13 protein-coding genes and 3 pseudogenes are annotated in these 17,806 nt (G+C 64.9%); 13 read left to right on the top strand and 3 right to left on the bottom strand.

The window, feature by feature from the left end:
* Positions 1-5: 5 nt before the first annotated feature.
* Entirely contained in the window at positions 6-3,095 is a 3,090-nt protein-coding gene (locus LOKO_RS03460) for an efflux RND transporter permease subunit (RefSeq protein WP_066445078.1), read from the bottom strand.
* Between the two features lie 2 nt (positions 3,096-3,097).
* Positions 3,098-4,195 (bottom strand): efflux RND transporter periplasmic adaptor subunit, encoded by a 1,098-nt coding sequence (locus LOKO_RS03455; protein ID WP_066445076.1) that lies wholly within the window; start codon positions 4,193-4,195, stop codon positions 3,098-3,100.
* 367 nt (positions 4,196-4,562) lie between these two features.
* Between LOKO_RS03455 and LOKO_RS03450 the strand changes: the two genes are divergently transcribed.
* Complete coding sequence (locus tag LOKO_RS03450; RefSeq protein WP_066445074.1) at positions 4,563-5,537, top strand: malate dehydrogenase; 975 nt, start codon at positions 4,563-4,565, stop codon at positions 5,535-5,537.
* A gap of 382 nt (positions 5,538-5,919) precedes the next feature.
* Here LOKO_RS03450 and LOKO_RS03445 read toward each other — a convergent pair whose 3' ends face one another.
* Entirely contained in the window at positions 5,920-6,576 is a 657-nt protein-coding gene (locus LOKO_RS03445) for a histidinol-phosphatase (protein ID WP_066445070.1), read from the bottom strand.
* Between the two features lie 240 nt (positions 6,577-6,816).
* On the opposite strand from LOKO_RS03445, the gene LOKO_RS03440 reads away from it, so the two are divergent.
* The 12 genes and pseudogenes from LOKO_RS03440 (at position 6,817) to LOKO_RS03385 (ending at position 17,805) form a co-directional block, all read left to right on the top strand.
* Positions 6,817-7,308, top strand: a complete 492-nt coding sequence (locus LOKO_RS03440; RefSeq protein ID WP_066445066.1) for an RNA pyrophosphohydrolase — start codon at positions 6,817-6,819, stop codon at positions 7,306-7,308.
* A gap of 118 nt (positions 7,309-7,426) precedes the next feature.
* The gene (gene ptsP / locus LOKO_RS03435) at positions 7,427-9,688 is read left to right on the top strand and encodes a phosphoenolpyruvate--protein phosphotransferase (protein ID WP_066445060.1); all 2,262 of its coding nucleotides are present in this window, start codon (positions 7,427-7,429) and stop codon (positions 9,686-9,688) included.
* 7 nt (positions 9,689-9,695) lie between these two features.
* Positions 9,696-10,484, top strand: coding sequence for an NRDE family protein (locus LOKO_RS03430; protein WP_066445058.1), 789 nt, complete (start codon positions 9,696-9,698; stop codon positions 10,482-10,484).
* A 57-nt stretch (positions 10,485-10,541) separates the two neighbouring features.
* Positions 10,542-11,921: a response regulator gene (locus LOKO_RS03425; protein ID WP_066445055.1), complete on the top strand. Its 1,380-nt coding sequence runs from the start codon at positions 10,542-10,544 to the stop codon at positions 11,919-11,921.
* 117 nt (positions 11,922-12,038) lie between these two features.
* On the top strand, positions 12,039-12,845 hold the full coding sequence (lgt, locus tag LOKO_RS03420) for a prolipoprotein diacylglyceryl transferase (protein WP_066445053.1): 807 nt from the start codon (positions 12,039-12,041) through the stop codon (positions 12,843-12,845).
* A gap of 90 nt (positions 12,846-12,935) precedes the next feature.
* Positions 12,936-13,229: pseudogene (gene thyA / locus LOKO_RS03415) on the top strand (thymidylate synthase); the annotation flags it as partial.
* Positions 13,223-13,504: pseudogene (locus LOKO_RS03410) on the top strand (CinA family protein); the annotation flags it as partial. The pseudogenes thyA and LOKO_RS03410, both read left to right, overlap by 7 nt.
* Before the next feature lie 175 nt (positions 13,505-13,679).
* Positions 13,680-14,741, top strand: a complete 1,062-nt coding sequence (recA, locus tag LOKO_RS03405) for a recombinase RecA (RefSeq protein WP_066445047.1) — start codon at positions 13,680-13,682, stop codon at positions 14,739-14,741.
* Between the two features lie 3 nt (positions 14,742-14,744).
* On the top strand, positions 14,745-15,215 hold the full coding sequence (locus tag LOKO_RS03400; RefSeq protein WP_066445044.1) for a regulatory protein RecX: 471 nt from the start codon (positions 14,745-14,747) through the stop codon (positions 15,213-15,215).
* A 178-nt stretch (positions 15,216-15,393) separates the two neighbouring features.
* Positions 15,394-16,092 (top strand): annotated as a pseudogene (locus tag LOKO_RS03395) (alanine--tRNA ligase-related protein); the annotation flags it as partial.
* A 4-nt stretch (positions 16,093-16,096) separates the two neighbouring features.
* Positions 16,097-16,732: a sensor histidine kinase gene (locus tag LOKO_RS03390; protein ID WP_066445039.1), complete on the top strand. Its 636-nt coding sequence runs from the start codon at positions 16,097-16,099 to the stop codon at positions 16,730-16,732.
* On the top strand, positions 16,729-17,805 hold the full coding sequence (locus LOKO_RS03385) for a response regulator (protein WP_066445036.1): 1,077 nt from the start codon (positions 16,729-16,731) through the stop codon (positions 17,803-17,805). Before LOKO_RS03390 ends, LOKO_RS03385 begins: the two co-directional genes overlap by 4 nt.
* The last annotated feature ends 1 nt before the right edge of the window (position 17,806 follow it).

Here is a 17,806-nt window from a genome sequence, read left to right as displayed (position 1 = left end):
AAATGTCACTCGGCTTGGGTGGCTGGAGCCGTCCTGGTGCGCCGGCCCTGTCCCAGAACGAGCATGCAGGGCGTCAGCAACAGCGTCAGCCCGGTGGCAAATACCAGGCCGCCGGCGATAGCGCTGGAGAGCTGGGTCCACCACTGGGTCGACGGCGCCCCGAAGCCCAGGCTGGGGGCGAACAGGTTGACGTTGATTCCCAGCACCATGGGCATCAGCCCGAGTACCGTGGTGATGGCGGTGAGCAGTACCGGGCGCAGGCGCAGCCCACCCGCTTCCAGGGCCGCCTGGGCAGGGCCGAGGCCTTCCCGACGCAGCTGGTTGTAGGTGTCGATCAGCACGATATTGTTGTTCACCACGATGCCCGCCAGGGCGATGATCCCCATGCCCACCATGACAATGCCGAAGGGCTGGCCGTTGATCAGCAGGCCCATCAGCACGCCAGCCGTGGAGAACACGATGGCCGACAGTACCAGCGCAGCCTGGTAGAGGCTGTTGAACTGGGTTACGAGTATCAGTGCCATCAGGCCGATCGCCACCAGGAAGGCGGTGATCAGGAAGCGGCTGGCTTCCTCCTGCTCTTCCTGTTCGCCGGCCACATTGACCTGGACGCCGTTGGGCAGGGCGGAGGGGGCCATCGACTCCATCAGTGCCCGCAGCCGCTCGTCGGGCTGGTAGCCGTCCGCCACATCCGCTTCCAGGGTAACCGCTCTGCGCCCATCGATGCGGTGCAGGGTGCCCACCTTGGGGGCGGGCTCGAGGCTGGCGAAGTGCGAGACGGGTATCTGGCCACGCAGGGTATTCAGTGTCAGCCGGTCGAGCTGGTCAAGGGTGCGCGAGGCGTGGGGAAGGCGTACGCGAATGTCCACTTCATCCGGGGCGTGTGCCGGCCGGTAGCTGGCGACCTGCAGGCCGGTGGTGATGAGCTGCACGGCGCTGCCGACGGCGGCTACGTCCGTACCCAGCCGGGCGGCGGCCTCGCGGTCGACGTTGAGGCGCCATTCGATGCCGGGCAGGCTGCGATTGTCCTCGATGTCGCGAAAGCCACCCAGGCGCTCCATGGCGCTGCGGATGTGGGCGACGGCGGCATCGCCGTCCGCCGGTTCCTCGGCGCTGACCTCGAGCACGATGGGCTTGCCGGCGCCGGGCCCCTCCTCCTGCTGGCGAAACTCCAGGACTATGCCGGGCAGGTCAGCGGTACGCTCGGTCATCTCGTCCATGATCTGTCGGGCTGGCCGGCGCTGCTGCCAGTCGATCAACTGGAACTGCACCACGCCGATCACGTCGTTGCCGATCTGCTCGTCGGGTACGCCGTAGGAACGGGCATAGAGCGCCTGCACTTCGCTCATGCCTGCCAGGCGTGCCTCCACGCGACGCACGATGGCGTCCTTCTCGATGGTGGAAAAATCCCCCCGGGAGCGCACGACCACCTGGGCGCCGTCGGGTTCGACCGCAGGGAAGAACTCTACGCCATGATTGAAGCGGCCGTAGCCGGTGAAAATCAGCGCCATCAGCAGCAGGGCAACGAGCAGTGTCATGCCGGGCCAGGCAAGCAGGCGGGCCAGCACGGCACGATAGAGACGCCCGCCGGCGGTGATCAGTTCGTCGCCATGGGCGGGGCGGGACGTGCGGGCGCTTAACAGTCCCCCCAGGGTCGGCAGGAAGATGAGTGCCATGGCGAGAGAGGCGAGCAGGCAGAGGATCACCGTGGCCGGCAGGTACTTCATGAATTCACCCACCACACCGGGCCAGAATAGCAGCGGTATGAAGACGGCAAGGGTGGTTGCGGTGGCGGCAATCACCGGCCAGCTCATCCGTGCGGCCGCGTTGACCCAGGCGTCGTGGGGTGACTGTCCCTCGCGCAGGTTGCGATCGGCCAGTTCGCTGACCACGATGGCGCCGTCCACCAGCATGCCGGCGACCAGGATCAGGGCGAACAGCACCACGATGTTGAGGGTATAGCCGATCGCCCAGATCAGCAGGATGCCGGTGAGGAAGGCGCCGGGAATGGTCAGCCCCACCATCAGCGCCGAGCGCAGCCCCATGGCGGCCAGTATCACGACCAGCACCAGAACCACTGCGGTCAAGACGTTGTTGAGCAGCTCCGAGAGCATCTGCTCGACGGTGTCCGACTGGTCCATGATGGTGGTGATGCTGAGTTCGTCCGGCAGCAACGGTTCGGCCTCCGCCAGCACCTGGCGGACGCTGGCGATGGTGGCGATCAGGTTGGCCCCGGCGCGCTTGGAGATTTCCAGCACCAGGGCGGGTTCGTCGTCGATACGGGCGAACCCGTCGGGATCCTTGAAGGAGGGGTGGATCCAGGCGACATCGGCGAATGTCACGACCCGGTCACCGTCGACCTTGACCGGCATGTCCATGACGTCTTCCAGCGATGCGATGATTCCCGGCACCTTGATCGGGGCGCGGCCGGCGCCGGTGTCCAGGCTGCCTGCGGCCACCAGCCGGTTGTTGCGGCTGATGAGGCTGAAGAGTTCATCGAAGTCCACACCGTAGCTGTCGAGCACCAGGGGGTCGAGCACGATCTCCAGCATCTCCTCGCGCTCGCCGCCGATATCCACCTCGAGAACCTCGGGTATCCCCTCCATGGCATCCTGGAGGCGACGGGCGATGGCGAGGCGCTGGGTTTCCTCCAGGGCACCGGATATGCCCAGGGTCAGTACCGGGAAGAGCCCAACGTTGACCTCGAAGACCCGGGGTTCATCGGCCTCCTCGGGTATTTCTGCGCTGGCGATATCGACCTTCTCGCGGACGTCGGCCAGCGCCTGGCGCGGGTCGAAGCCGGCATCGAACTCCAGGGTCACGGCGGCGTGGCCCTCGCTGGACTGGGCCGTCATCTTGCTGACCCCTTCGATGGTGCGCAGCTCCTGTTCCATGGGGCGAACCAGCAGCCGCTCGCCATCCTCGGGGCTGACCCCCTCAAGCGAGAGGGAAACGTAGATGATGGGAATCGCGATGTCCGGATTGGCCTCCTTGGGCACTACCTGCCAGGCGGCGAAGCCGGCCAGCAGCAGCGAGGCCAGAATGAGCAGGGTGGTCCGCGAACGGTCCAGCGCTGCTTCGATCAGGGTGCGCATGGTCAGGGGGTCTCCCGTGCCGCCTGGTCCTGCTCGATCGCCACCGCCGTGACACGATCGCCCTCCGTGACGAACCCGCCCCCGAGGGTGATCAGGCGCACCGTCTCGGGCAGGCCGGTGGCCCGCACCTCCCGGGTATCGGTCTCCACCAGGCTGACTCGGGAGATCACGACCCTGTCGTCATCGTCCAGATGCTTCACGCGCAGTTGGCCCTCTTCGTCCAGCTCCAGCAGCGCAGGAGAAAAGCGGTGAACGTAGCGCTCCGGCAGGGTGATGGTCAGGCTGGCGCTGGCGCCGGCAACCCGGCGCCGCTCCGGGTTGTCGAGGGTTGCCTCGATGTAGTACGAGCGGGTGGCATCGTCGGCGCGGCTGGCCACATGGGTCAGTTCGCCGGGGAGCGTGGTGCCGTCCAGCAGGCGCACCTCTACGGGCAGGCCGGGTTCGAGGGTCAGGGCGTCACGTTGAGAAACCCAGGCGCTGGCGGTGAGGCGGCGGTCATCGATCAGTCGGCCGTAGGCCTCGCCGGGCTGCAGTACGTCGCCGAGCTCCACGTCCAGGCGGTCGAGCTTGCCGTCGAAGGGGGCAGCGGGGCGGGTCTCGGCCAGAGCATGGCGCAGTTCGGCCACATCGGCGGCGGCCATGCTGACGCTGCTCTGCAGGCGCAGGTATTCGGGTTGGGAGATCAGTTCGCGCCGACGCAGGTCGTCGGCGCCGCTCAGTTCGGCCCGGGCCAGGGTGAGCTGGTCCTCGGCTCTCGCCAGCTGTGCCTCCAGGGCATCTGTCGAAAGGACCAGCAGGGACTCGCCCGCTTCCACCCGGCTTCCCAGGGAGACCGGCAGCTCCGAGACCCGTCCGGCCTGGCGGCTGCGGAGTTCCACCTCTCGGGCGGCTACCAGTTGGCCCTGAGCGACCAGGCGCGGCGCGTGGGGCGCGGCCTGGCTGAGCCGGTACTCGACGCGGGTCGGTGTCTCGGCGGGTTGGGCTTCGCCAGGGGGGGGCTGCTGCTGAAAACGATCGAAGTCGCCGAGTGCCAGCCACAGCAAGAGCGCCAGCAGCAGGACTGCGGCCAGCAGATAGGAAAGAGGAGGACGTCTGGGCATTCGAACTTCCGTGGTTTGGCGTCAGCGGCGAGTACGCGCGCTACTACAGCCTGGCGCAGAGTGTGTTAAATGAATCGCATTAATCTACTGCAAAAGCCGGGCGTTGGGCCAATTTCATTCAATCTGTTTCGTTATAGAAGCGGCAAATTCCCCTGAGGGCGATAATTTTCGCAGTATTTCATCGAAAGGGAAGTCTTCGTGCACGAAATGGCAGGCTTTTCCGGGGCCATCGCGTCAGCTGCCTAGCCGGAGGTCGGATTGAGTTTTGTGCACTGCAGGCATAACATTCACCGCGTTCCGAATCCGAGCCAGGGCGGCCCGATGCCGGCCGGCTCATCCTCACGGCGACCAATCCGAAGGAGCAATGATGAAAGATCCCGTACGTATTGCCATTACCGGCGGTGCTGGCCAGATCAGCTACTCCCTTATCTTCCGTATCGCGGCTGGCGACATGCTGGGCCCGGATCAGCCCGTCATTCTCCAGCTGCTCGAGATCACGCCGGCCATGGATGCCCTGAACGGCGTGGTCATGGAAGTGAATGATTGTGCCTTCCCGCTGGTGCAGGACATCGTCGCCACCGACGATCCCAATGTCGCATTCAAGGATGCCGATTTCGCCCTGCTGGTCGGCGCTCGCCCGCGTGGCCCCGGCATGGAGCGCAAGGACCTGCTCGAAGCCAACGCCGCGATCTTCTCCGTGCAGGGCAAGGCGCTGAACGACAACGCCAGCCGCGACGTGCGCGTCCTGGTGGTGGGTAACCCTGCCAACACCAACGCCCTGATCGCTTCCTGCAATGCGCCGGACCTCAGCCCGCGTCATTTCACCGCCATGACGCGCCTGGACCATAACCGCGCCCTGACCCAGCTGGCCCAGAAGACCGGCAAGCGTGTCACCGACGTCGAGAACATGATCATCTGGGGCAACCACAGCGCGACCCAGTACCCGGACCTGGCTCACACCAAGGTGGACGGCAAGCCGGCTTTCGACCTGGTCGAGCGCGACTGGTACGAGAACACCTTCATCCCTGACGTGCAGCAGCGTGGCGCGGCGATCATCAAGGCGCGCGGTGCCTCTTCCGCCGCTTCTGCCGCCTCTTCCGCCATCGACCACATGCGCGACTGGGCGCTGGGCACCGACGGCGTGGTGAGCATGGCGATTCCCTCCGATGGCAGCTACGGCATCGAGAAGGGCATCATCTACTCCTACCCGGTGCGCTGCCAGAACGGCGACTACGAGATCGTCCAGGGTCTCGAGGTTGACGACTTCAGCCGTGGCCGCATGAAGGCCACCGAAGACGAGCTGCGTGAAGAGCGCGCCGCTGTCGAGCATCTGCTGGGCTGATCGCTTAGATAGCCGCACGACAACGCCCCGACGAGACGCCTCGTCGGGGCGTTTTTTGTTGGTGTCGGGTGGCACCGCCGGGAGGCGCCTTGGCGGAGGCGGCAATGTCAGTGGCTGTCGCCAGCGCTGGCTGGCACCGCTGGGAGGCCTTCGGCCTCCAGTCGTGAGCTAAAGCTTCCTCCAACAACGATGTAGCACCGTCGGTGGAAAGAGTCGCTGTTGGAGCGCTGCTCCGCATCGCGACTGGCGCCGGCAGGCGCCTTGGCGGAGGCCGCGACGTCAGTGGCTGTCGCCAGCGCTGGGTGGCACCGCGGGGAGGCCTTCGGCCTCCAGTCGTGAGCTAAAGCTTCCTCCTACAATTTTTTTCTCATATGGCGGGGCTTCAATCCCGCAGGCTGATGATCCGCCAGCCTTTCTGCTCGGCCACTTCACGCAAGGTATCGTCCGGGTCGACGGCAACCGGGTGGTCGACGAGCTCCAGTAGCGGCAGGTCGTTGTGAGAGTCGCTGTAGAACCAGGAGCCGTCCAGGGTCAGGTCCTTGTTAGCCAGCCACTCCTCCAGGCGCTTCACCTTGCCTTCTCTATAGCTGGGCGTGCCGCTCACCTTGCCGGTATAACGGCCGTCGACCACTTCCGGTTCCACGGCGATCAGATGGTCGATGCCCAGGCGTTCTGCAATCGGGCCGGTGATGAAGCGATTGGTGGCGGTGATGATCAGCAGGGTGTCGCCCCGGGTCCGATGCCTGGCGACCAGTTCCTCGCCCTTGGCGAGGATGTGAGGCTCGATCTTGCTGGCCATGAACTGCTGGTGCCAGGCGGCCAGCTGTTCGGGGCTGTTGTCGACCAGTGGTTGCAGTGCCACGGCGAGGAAGGCGTGGATATCCAGCGTGCCGGCGTTGTAGTCGGCCATGAAGCGGTCATTGGCTTCCCGGTAGGCCTGCGGGTCCACAGCGCCCTGTTCCAGCAGGAACTCGCCCCAGGCGTGGTCGCTGTCGATGGACAGCAGGGTGTTGTCCAGGTCGAAGATGGCCAGACTCACGGCTTACCTCTTTCGATTGTTGAATGCATGGTTGAATAGAAGCCAGCGGCAGATAACGACTGACATTCATAAAAGCCCCGGATTATGGCAGACATCGCTCGCCGGTGCTAAGCCACGGGTCGTGCTGCTTTCCTCTCCTTGTACAGTGGGCATGGGAGGCGCCGTTATTTTGTTGTATTGATGCGCTTCCCGGCATTGTGGAAGAATGGCTATCAATGATGAATTTACAAGGTGACGTCCGTGATCGACGCTGACGGCTTTCGCCCCAACGTTGGCATCATCATCGCCAACGGAAAGGGGCAGCTGCTTTGGGCACGTCGGGTAGGACAGAATGCGTGGCAGTTTCCCCAGGGAGGCATCAAGGCAACCGAAACACCGCAACAGGCCCTCTACCGCGAGCTGGAAGAGGAAATCGGCCTGACTACCGATGACGTCGAATTGCTTGCCTGTACCCGGGGATGGCTACGCTATCGCCTGCCGCGACGCATGGTTCGCATGCATTCCAAACCGGTCTGTATCGGCCAGAAACAGAAATGGTTCCTGCTGCGGATACGCTGTCAGGAGAGCCGAATTTGCATGGATCGTTCGGGGAAGCCCGAGTTCGATGGCTGGCGCTGGGTCAGTTATTGGTATCCACTGGGCCAGGTCGTACCCTTCAAGCGTGAGGTCTATCGCCGTGCATTGAGAGAGCTCTCCCCACGGGCTCAGCGGCTGGCGCTGGAAGGGCGCTGATGCACAGTCGGTGGCAGTCCAGGAGTCGGGCGAGTCGTAACGACGGTGTCGATGGCACTATCTCGCATCGATTTCTTCAGCTAGGCGGGAGATGAGAACAATGGAAAGTAAAACGCCGATGCTGGAGGTTCTGCGACGGGTCATCCAGGAGGTAAACGGGGCTCGCAACCTGGATGCGGCCCTGGCCACCATGGTGCGTCGTATCCGCAAGGCCATGCATACCGATGTGTGCTCTTTCTACCTCTTCGACCCCGAGATCGAAGAGCTGGTGTTGATGGAGACCATCGGTCTCCACAGCCGGGCCGTGGGGCGCGTCAGCCTGCGGGTAGGGGAGGGTCTGGTCGGGCTGGTGGCGGAGCGGGAGGAGCCGCTCAACCTGGAGGATGCGCCGGCTCACCCTCGCTTCCGCTATTTCGAGGCTACCGGCGAGGAGCGCTATTCGAGTTTTCTCGGGGTGCCTATCATCCATCAGCGCCGCATGCTTGGCGTACTGGTGGTGCAGCAGGGTGAAAAACGCCGCTATGACGAGGAGGACGAAGCCTTCCTCATTACCATGGGGGCGCAGTTGGCCGGCGTGCTGGCCCATGCCCTTGCCACCGGTAGCCTGACCCGGCCTAGCTTGCCGGGTGGGCAGGCGCTTTTTACAGGCGTTGCCGCGTCACCAGGCATGGCTATCGGCGAGATCGTGGTCATCGCTCCGCCGGCGGACCTTAGCAGTGTGCCGGACCTGGTGCCCACCGATGTCGAGCACGAGATCAGCCGGCTTCGCGTGGCCATTGGACGCGTACGCGAAGAAATCAAGGCCGCCGGGGAGCGCCTGGCCAACCGGATTTCGGCTCAGGAGCTGGCGCTGTTCGAGGTCTATCAGCAGATGCTCAGCGAGGCGGCGCTTTCCCAGGAGGTCGAGAAGCGCATCCGCGAGGGCCAGTGGGCGCCGGGAGCGCTGGCTGATGTCGTGCGCCGCCACGTGCAGTATCTCGAGCGGGTCGACGACGACTATCTGAGGGAGCGCGCTGCCGACGTGCGCGACCTGGGGCGCCGCGTGCTGGCCCATCTCCAGGAGGAGACCCCTCAGGTCCCCGATGTCTTTCCCGAAAGCACCATCCTGGTGGGTGACGAAATCAGCGTCGCCACGCTGGGCGAGGTGCCCAGGGAACGGCTTGCGGGCTTGGTTTCCGTGCGTGGTTCCAGCACCTCTCATGTGGCTATCATCGCCCGGGCCATGGGTATTCCCACCGTGCTGGGCATGGTCGACCTGCCCCTGCCGCGGCTCTCCGGCGCCAGGGTGGTGCTGGATGGCCACCGCGGGCGACTCTTTGTGCGACCGTCGGATGAACTGGAGAGCCGTTACCGCAGCCTGATCGCCGAGGAAGAGGCGCTGACCGAGGTGCTGGAGCATGAACAGGACCTGCCCAGCGAGACTCCCGATGGCCATGTGATGCCGCTGATGGTCAATACCGGCTTGGCCATCGATATGACGGTATCGCTGAAGAAGCGAATCAGCGGTGTCGGTCTCTACCGAACCGAAGTGCCGTTCATGATTGCCGAACGCTTTCCCGGTGAACAGGAGCAGGCCAGGCTGTACCGCGATCAGTTGGAAACCTTCTCACCGCTGCCGGTGGTCATGCGCACCCTGGATATCGGCGGTGACAAGGACCTGCCTTACTTCCCCATCGAGGAGGCCAACCCCTTTCTCGGCTGGCGTGGTATCCGGGTCACCCTCGACCACCCCGAAGTGCTGATGGTGCAGCTGCGCGCGATGCTGCGTGCTTCCTGCGGACTGGGCAACCTGCAGGTACTGCTGCCGATGGTGACCAATGTCGACGAGGTCGACGATGCCCTGAAGCTGCTTGACCGGGCCATTCGCGAGCTAGGTGAAGAGGGGGTGACGGCGCAGCGCCCGCTGATCGGCGTGATGTTGGAGGTGCCGGCAACCCTCTATCAGCTCGATGCCCTGTCCGAGCGGGCCGATTTCTTCTCGGTGGGCAGCAACGACCTGACTCAGTACCTGCTGGCTGTGGATCGTAACAACCCCAGGGTTGCCGGCCTCTACGACGCCTGCCATCCGGCCGTGCTTTCGGCCATGTCCCGCCTTGCGGAGGAGTCTGGCAGGTTGAAGAAGCCGATCTCGGTGTGTGGCGAACTGGCCGGCGACCCAGCGGGTGCGCTCCTGCTGATGGGGATGGGGTTCGATGCGCTGTCGATGAATGCGCCCAGCCTACCTCGCGTTCGCGCCGCCATTCGGCGCGTGTCGTTAAATGCGGCACAGGCCCTGGTGCAGGAGACCCTGACCCTGAATACACCGGGAGCGGTGCGCAGCCACCTCTTTTCACGGCTCAGCGAATGGCAGCTGGCGCACCTGCTGCCGCCGCGGGACTGATGCGCCCATGTGCCTGATTGCCTTCGACTATCGCCCGGGCTGTCGTTTCCCGCTGAGGCTGGTGGCCAACCGCGATGAATTCTACCAGCGCCCATCGGCGCCCCTGGGGCAGTGGCAGGAGGCGCCGGATATTGTTGGCGGCCGTGACCTGGAGGCCGGTGGCAGCTGGTTGGCAGTGCATCGACGCGGCCGCTTTGCAGCCGTCACCAATGTGCGCGATCCCGAGCTCAAGGTTTCCGCCGACGCCCCCAGCCGTGGCCACCTGGTGCGAGAGGCGCTGGAGTACCATGATCTCGCCGGTTGGCTGAAAGGGCTGGCTGATGGAGAAGGCTGGCGATATGCCGGCTTCAACCTGCTGGTCGGCGAGATGGATCGACTGTGGCATTTGCACCGGGGGCGTGACCGGCTGGTGCTTGGCGAAGTCACTCCCGGTGTCCATGGGCTCTCCAACGCCGGGCTGAACACCCCCTGGCCCAAGTTGATCAAGGCGCGACAGGGCGTGGTCGAAGCCCTGCGTTGCGGCCGTTGGCCGGAGGAAGCCCTGGCGGCCCTGTCCGATGCGTCTCGGGCCGAGGATGACCAGTTGCCCGATACCGGCATCAGCCTGGAGCTAGAGCGTCTGCTATCGGCCCCCTTCATCGTTGGTGAGCAGTACGGTACCCGTGCCATGAGCTGGCTGGAGTGGGATGCCGAGCGCGACGCCATCCGTCTTGGGGAGCGCCGTTTCGGTCCCGGCGGCATGTTTGCCGGGGAGAACGAGGAGAGTGTCGCGCTTGCCCGCCAGGTACCGTCATGACAGCCGTATCCGCGCGGCGTACACTCTAATGAACGACGCGTTAGCACAGGGATGAGAATGCACCCCGCAATTCACAAGGATCGCCTCTGGTCGCATCTTGTCTGGCCGCTGCTATGGCCTCTGCTGCTGGCACAGCTGTTGTTGGTGCTGCTCTGCCTGGCCGTCGGGCTGTTTCTCTGGCTGGCCACACCCGACCCCACCTCCTGGGCGGCTTCCGGTTGGCTGCTGCTGACGCTTCTGGTCGGCACCACCTTGACCACCGCAGCCTTTCTGCTGCAGCTACGGCACCGGCTGCGGGAGTGCGAAGCGCAAATGGAGGAGGGGTTGGGGCGTGTTGAGCGGCTGCTGCTCGAAGCCGACCAGATATTGCCGTGCTGGCTCGCCCCTCCGGTCCTGACTGTCTCCGACCTGGACTCCCCCAATGCGCGCCTTGAGAAACTCCAAACCAATGTGGCTCAGTTGCACGCTCGCCTGCGTCAGGCGCCCGACCTGGGAGGGTTGCTCATGTCGGTATCGCGTCCGGCACTGCTTCTTTACCAGGGTCGTATCGTCGCTGCCAACATAGCCATCGAGCGCTTGATGGGGGTGCGAGCCGAGGGCTTGGAGAGCCCGGAAACGCGGCTGCGCAGCATGCCGGTACGCGACGGGGAGCCCATTGAAATGCAGGTGCTCGATGCGGAGGAGCGCTGGCGTCAGTTGGAGGTGGAGCGTTTCGAAGCCGGGGACTATCAACTGCTGCTGTTTGACGATCTGCGCGACAGGCTGCCCCAGCTCGGGGGGCTGGTTGCTGCGCGTGAGCGTGCCCGGGAGGACTCCCGGCTCAAGTCACGCTATCTGACCCTGTTGCAGCGTGAGCTGGAGCCGTTGCTCACCGAACTGACCGAGCAGATGCAGAAACCCGATTGCCTTGCGCCGGGACACCTCACCGAACTGCGCGAGCGCATGGCCGAAGTCACCCTCCTGGTGAAGAGTCTCGCCGGTGACGGTATCGCGCATGAATCCCCCGACGGCTCGCTGGTGTCCACACCGGCTCTACCGCTGCGCGTCCTCGTCGTCGATGACGGGCCGGTCAATCGCATGCTCGCCAGCCAGGTGCTGGAAGGACAGGGCTTCGAGGTCGACTGCGTGTCCAGTGGGCAGGAAGCGCTGGATCGCCGTCCTTTGCAGGCCTACGATCTGGTGTTGATGGATATCTACATGCCCGACATGGATGGCCTGGAGGCAGCGCGCCGCTGGCGTGAGCTGGAGGCGGGCGACCCCGAAGGGAGTCGCAGCGTCCTGGTTGCCCTCACCGCCAATGCCAGTGAGGAGGATCGTCGCCGCTTCCGCGAGGCGGGGATGGACGACTACCTGGCCAAGCCCTATGGGCCCCGGGCACTCATTAACCTGTTGCGCCACTGGCGGCCGGATGCCTTCGATGTGCCCGTTTCCTCTTGACCCTGCGTGTCCGCTTTCGGCCACCCTCCCTGCCTTTTTCTGCCACTCCCCTTGTCTGCTACTGCCACCCCGGCCGGGTGAGGTGGGTGGCCCCGAGATTTCTGCCTTGAGGATGCCATGAACTATCCCGATATCGACCCGGTCGCCATTGCGCTGGGGCCCTTTCAAATTCACTGGTATGGCCTGATGTATGTCATCGGCTTCGTCGGTGCCTGGTGGCTGGGTCGTCTGCGGGCCGAGCGGGTGGGTCTGACCCGCGACGACGTGGGCGACCTGCTCTTCTATGCCGCCATCGGGGTGGTGGTCGGTGGCCGCCTGGGCTACGCGCTCTTCTACGGCATCGGCCAGTGGCTGGCAGACCCGCTCTGGGTGTTTCGGATCTGGGACGGCGGCATGAGCTTTCACGGCGGCCTGATCGGGGTGCTGCTGGCGGCACTCTGGTTCGCTCGGAAGAAGCGGATGGCCTTCTTCACCCTCACCGACTTCTTTGCCCCCATGGTACCCATCGGCCTTGGCGCAGGCCGGATCGGCAACTTCATCAACCGAGAGCTGCCGGGGCGGGTCACCGAGCTACCCTGGGGCATGCCGTTTCCCGGCATGGGGCCAGAACCGCGCCACCCCACGGCGCTCTACGAGGCCTTTCTCGAGGGCCTGGTCCTCTTCGTGGTGCTCTGGTGGGTGTCCGCCCGACCTCGCCGGCGCGGGCTCGTCTCCGGGTTATTCCTGCTGCTCTATGGCGTGTTCCGCTTCCTGGTCGAGTTCTTCCGCCTGCCGGATGCCCATATCGGCTATCTCGCCTTCGACTGGTTCACCATGGGGATGCTGCTGACGCTGCCAATGATCGCCTTCGGCATCGTGCTGATTCTGTGGTCGCGCCGCCAGCCGGTGGACGAGGTGTCACGAAGTGATACTCGGCCTGAATAGGACGGGAGCCGGAGAGAAAGGTAGACTCACGGCCTAGCAACTATTCCATGCAAAAACCCCATGCAAAAAAACATGCAGAGTTCGCCAACGATGCCTGACGACACTATCCAGCCTGCGCTCGAGCAGGCGCCACATGAGCAGTCCCCGCTCGAGCAACCCTATCTGGACCTGATGCGACTTGTGCTCGAGCAGGGCGTGGAGCGTGACGACCGCACCGGCGTGGGCACCCGCTCGGTGTTCGGCCACCAGATGCGCTTCGACCTGTCGCGGGGCTTTCCCCTGGTGACTACCAAGAAGTTGCACCTGCGCTCGATCATTCATGAGCTGCTGTGGTTCCTGCGCGGCGACACCAACATCGCCTATCTGCGGGATAACGGGGTGCGGTGAGCCGCGAGGTGGTCGAGGCCATGGTCGCTGGTGCCTGCCGCGAGAGCGGCGCGAGGCTTGGCGTGGCGATCAGCGGCGTGGCCGGCCCGGGAGGTGGTTCGCCGGACAAGCCGGTGGGCACCGTGTGGCTGGCCTGGGGCAATGCCGAGGGGCAGCAGGCCGAGCAGTTGCACTACCCCGGGGACCGCCGGGCGGTACGCGAGCGCGCGGTGCGCGATGCCATCGTCGGCCTGATCCGTCATATCGAGGCCAATCACGCCAAGGACACGTAGGCGCCACGCTTGGCGTGGGGCGATTTTTTCGCCATACTACTGTCCAACCATACAGTGTCCGGGCGACCCCTTATCGGTTTCGTCCGCCATTCCGATTGTTTGGCAAGCGAACGGCACCTTGCGCCGTAAGCCCAGCAACCGAATTTCTTCCGACGAGTTCTACGAGGAGCGCCACATGGCACAGGAAGACAACCGTTCGAAGGCATTGAATGCCGCCCTTTCCCAGATCGAGCGCCAGTTCGGCAAGGGCACCGTGATGCGGCTGGGCGATACGCCCCGGGTGATCATGCCCTCGGTGTCGACTGGCTCCCTGGGCCTGGATATCGCCCTGGGCATCGGTGGTCTGCCGCTGGGGCGGGTCGTCGAGATCTTCGGGCCGGAGTCCTCGGGCAAGACCACCCTGACCCTCTCGGTGATCGCCCAGGCCCAGAAGCAGGGCAAGACCTGCGCCTTCATCGATGCCGAGCACGCGCTCGACCCCAGCTATGCCGAGAAGCTCGGCGTCAACCTCGACGACCTGCTGGTCTCGCAGCCCGATACCGGTGAGCAGGCGCTGGAGATATGCGACATGCTGGTGCGCTCCGGCGGCGTCGACGTGATCGTCATCGATTCCGTGGCCGCCCTGACCCCGCGGGCCGAGATCGAGGGCGAGATGGGCGACTCCCACGTCGGCCTGCAGGCGCGCCTGATGTCCCAGGCGCTGCGCAAGATCACCGGCAACATCAAGAACGCCAACTGCATGGTGATCTTCATCAACCAGATCCGCATGAAGATCGGCGTGATGTTCGGCTCGCCGGAAACCACCACCGGCGGCAACGCACTCAAGTTCTACGCCAGCGTGCGCCTGGACATTCGCCGTACCGGCTCGGTCAAGTCGGGCGACGAGGTGACCGGCAACGAGACCCGGGTCAAGGTGGTCAAGAACAAGGTGGCGCCGCCGTTCCGCCAGGCCGAGTTCCAGATCCTCTACGGCAAGGGCATCTACCATGCCGGCGAGGTGGTCGACCTGGGCGTGCAGTGCAACCTGGTCGACAAGGCCGGCGCCTGGTACAGCTACAAGGGCAACAAGATCGGCCAGGGCAAGGCCAATGCCGCCCAGTTCCTCGAGGACAACCCGGCGGTGATGGAGGAAATCGAAAGCCAGATCCGTGGCCAGCTGCTGGCGACGGTAGAGCCCCGGGAGAAGGAGGCCACCGCCGAGCTGGCCGATGACGCCGACGAAGGCAGCCTGCTCTAAGCCATGCTGGGCCAGCCGGCGAGCGATCGCGAGACCTCCCCCAGGGAGGATGCCATTCGCCTGCTGGCTCGGCGCGAGTATTCTCGCGCCGAGCTGGCGGAGCGGCTGGTCGCGAAGGGCCACGACTCGGCCGCCATTGGGGACTGCCTGGACGCCCTGGCCGAGCAGGGACTGCAGTCGGATAGCCGTTTTGCCGAGAGCTTTCTGCGCTCGCGGGTGGCCCGGGGCCAGGGCCCGCTGAAGATTCGTGGCGAGCTTTCCCGGCGCGGTATCGACCGCGCCACCCTGGAGGCCGCTTTTGCCGAGGCGGAGACCGACTGGTTTGCGCTGGCCTGTGATTCTCTGGCCCGGCGCTTCGACGGTCCCGGCGACTCGCCCCGCGAGCGCGCGCGGCGGGAGCGCTTCCTGGCCAGCCGAGGGTTCGATTTCGAGCATCTGCGTCACGCCCTTTCCCATGCCTGGAACTGCCATTGAAACGGCCGCTTCGGCTCGCACTCTTCAGTCGCTTGACAACTACGCTATAATACCCCCCTTTGCGAACGCCCCGGGTGGCGCTTCGGCGCGCCACGGCGCCCCTGCAGCGGCCTTTTTTCGACGGCCGCACCCGCTTTCCCGCCCGTCGGGTCATCATGCTCATCGCCACGGATATTCCATGAAAAGCGCAGACATCAGACAGGCCTTTCTGAGTTACTTCGAGGAGCACGGACATACCGTCGTGCCGTCGAGCTCCCTGGTGCCGGGCACAGACCCGACCCTGCTGTTCACCAATGCCGGCATGGTGCCATTCAAGGATGTCTTCCTGGGGCGCGACCCGCGTCCCTATGTGCGGGCCGCATCTTCCCAGCGCTGCGTGCGCGCCGGCGGCAAGCACAACGATCTCGACAACGTCGGCTACACCGCGCGCCACCACACCTTCTTCGAGATGCTGGGCAACTTCAGCTTCGGCGACTACTTCAAGCGCGATGCGATCCGCTTCGCCTGGACCTTCTTGACCGAGACGCTGGGGCTGCCCAAGGAGAAGCTCTGGGTCACGGTGCATGTCAGCGATGATGAAGCCGAGCAGATCTGGAAGGAGGAGATGGGCATCGACCCGGCGCGCTTTTCCAAGCTCGACGAGGACAACTTCTGGCAGATGGGCGATACGGGGCCCTGCGGTCCCAGCTCGGAGATCTTCTATGATCACGGCCCAGAGGTGTGGGGCGGACCTCCCGGTAGCCCGGAGGAGGACGGCGATCGCTACATCGAGATCTGGAACCTGGTGTTCATGCAGTTCGACCGCGATGCGGCGGGCAACCTGAACCCGCTGCCCAAGCCCTCCATCGATACTGGCATGGGCCTGGAGCGCATCGCTGGCGGTGATCGATTCCGGCCTGCAGCGACTGCTGCGCCGCGGTGACCAGATGACCCCCGAGGATCGACAGCGGCGCTATACCCGGCTACGTGACGCCGTGGCGCACATGACCCGCCTGGTGGAAAGCGCGCTGACCGCCGCACGGCTGGATGGCGGCCAGGTAGAGGCCGAGGCGGCTCCCTGCGACCTGGCAGCCATCACCCAGCAGGTATGCCAGCTCCAGGAGGAGGCAGCTGACTCCCGACGCATCAGACTGGAGTCCATGGCCTCGCCGCCGCTGGTCGTACTCTGCGACAGGGCACTGATCGAACAGATCCTTGCCAACCTAGTATCCAACGCCTTGAAGTATTCCGCACCGGACGCCCCCATCACGGTTCGGCTCGACCGCCACGGCGAACACGCCACCTGCACTGTGCAAGACAGGGGGATCGGCATACCGGAGGCGGACATGCCTCAGCTCTTCGAGCGCTTCTTTCGTGCACGCAATGTCGCGGCGATGCCAGGCATCGGCCTGGGCTTGAATATCGCCAGGCATCTGGCCCGCTTCCAGAATGGCGACATCACCGTGGACTCCCGGGAGGGAGACGGCACCACCTTCACGCTCACGCTACCACTCGCCGCTGGAGGGGCCGCGCCATGATCGACCCGACGCCACAAGCAACTGCCATGCCGGCGCTGATTCTCTGCGCCGAGGATCATGCCGAACTGCGGGGGGATATCTGCGAGGAACTGAAAGAGGCCGGCTACGCCGTCATCGAGGCCGCCGACGGACGGGAAGCCATCGACCAGATCAACGCCGTGGCCCCGGACCTGATACTCTGCGACATCAATATGCCGCACTGCAACGGCTACGAGGTCTTGCGGGACATTCGCAATACCCGCCCCGACCTGGCCGACACCCCGTTCATCTTTCTCACCGCCCTCTCCGACCCGCGGGACGTGGTGGATGGCAAGCGCACCGGCGCGGACGACTATCTGGTCAAGCCCGTGGACTTCGACCTCATGCTGGCCACCATCGATGCCCGGCTGCGCCAGGTGAGGCGCATGCGCAGCAAGGCTGTCGGGGAAATCACCGAACTGCGCCAGGCCATGGCCGACCTGCGCCAGGAGGCGAGCAGCCAGGCCTTTGTTGCCGCCACACGAGCCCTCGACCTGGTAGCACCTGGCATGGTCCTGCTGGGGCGAGACGGACAGATACTCTTTGCCAACCGGGCGGCTCATCGGTTGTCGCAGGATACCGAGCAGTTGGAGCTGGGCCAGAGCCTGTCCGCCGCCGGCAGCGGCCAGGACCTGCGCAAGACCATTCGCGCCGCGCTCAAGAGCAGCCAGGAGGGGGAGGAAAAGGTGACATGTCTGCGGCTCAACCGCCCGGGTGAACGTCGCGACCTGCTGATATTGGCCTGCTCCCTGGGCCGCACCGACGGCTCGCCCCATGAACCAGCGGTGGTGGTCCTGCTCTCGGACCCGGAAAAACGCGCCCAGGTGCCCCGGCAGATACTGGCCAGCCTGTTTGGGCTTACCCCGAGCGAAGCCGGTATCGCCCTGGCCCTGGCCGAGGGACTGCGAAGCGAGGAGATTGCCGAGCGCATGTCGATCTCCACCACCACGGTGGCCTTCCACCTGCGCAACCTGTTTCAGAAGACCGACACCCACCGCCAGGCCGACCTGATCGCCCTGGTGCTTTCCGGTTCGATGTCGGTCACCCTGCCCTGAG

Source organism: Halomonas chromatireducens (assembly GCF_001545155.1).
GTDB classification, from domain to species: domain Bacteria; phylum Pseudomonadota; class Gammaproteobacteria; order Pseudomonadales; family Halomonadaceae; genus Halomonas; species Halomonas chromatireducens.
Note: the sequence above shows the minus strand (reverse complement) of the source record. Positions and strands in the feature narration are given on the sequence as shown.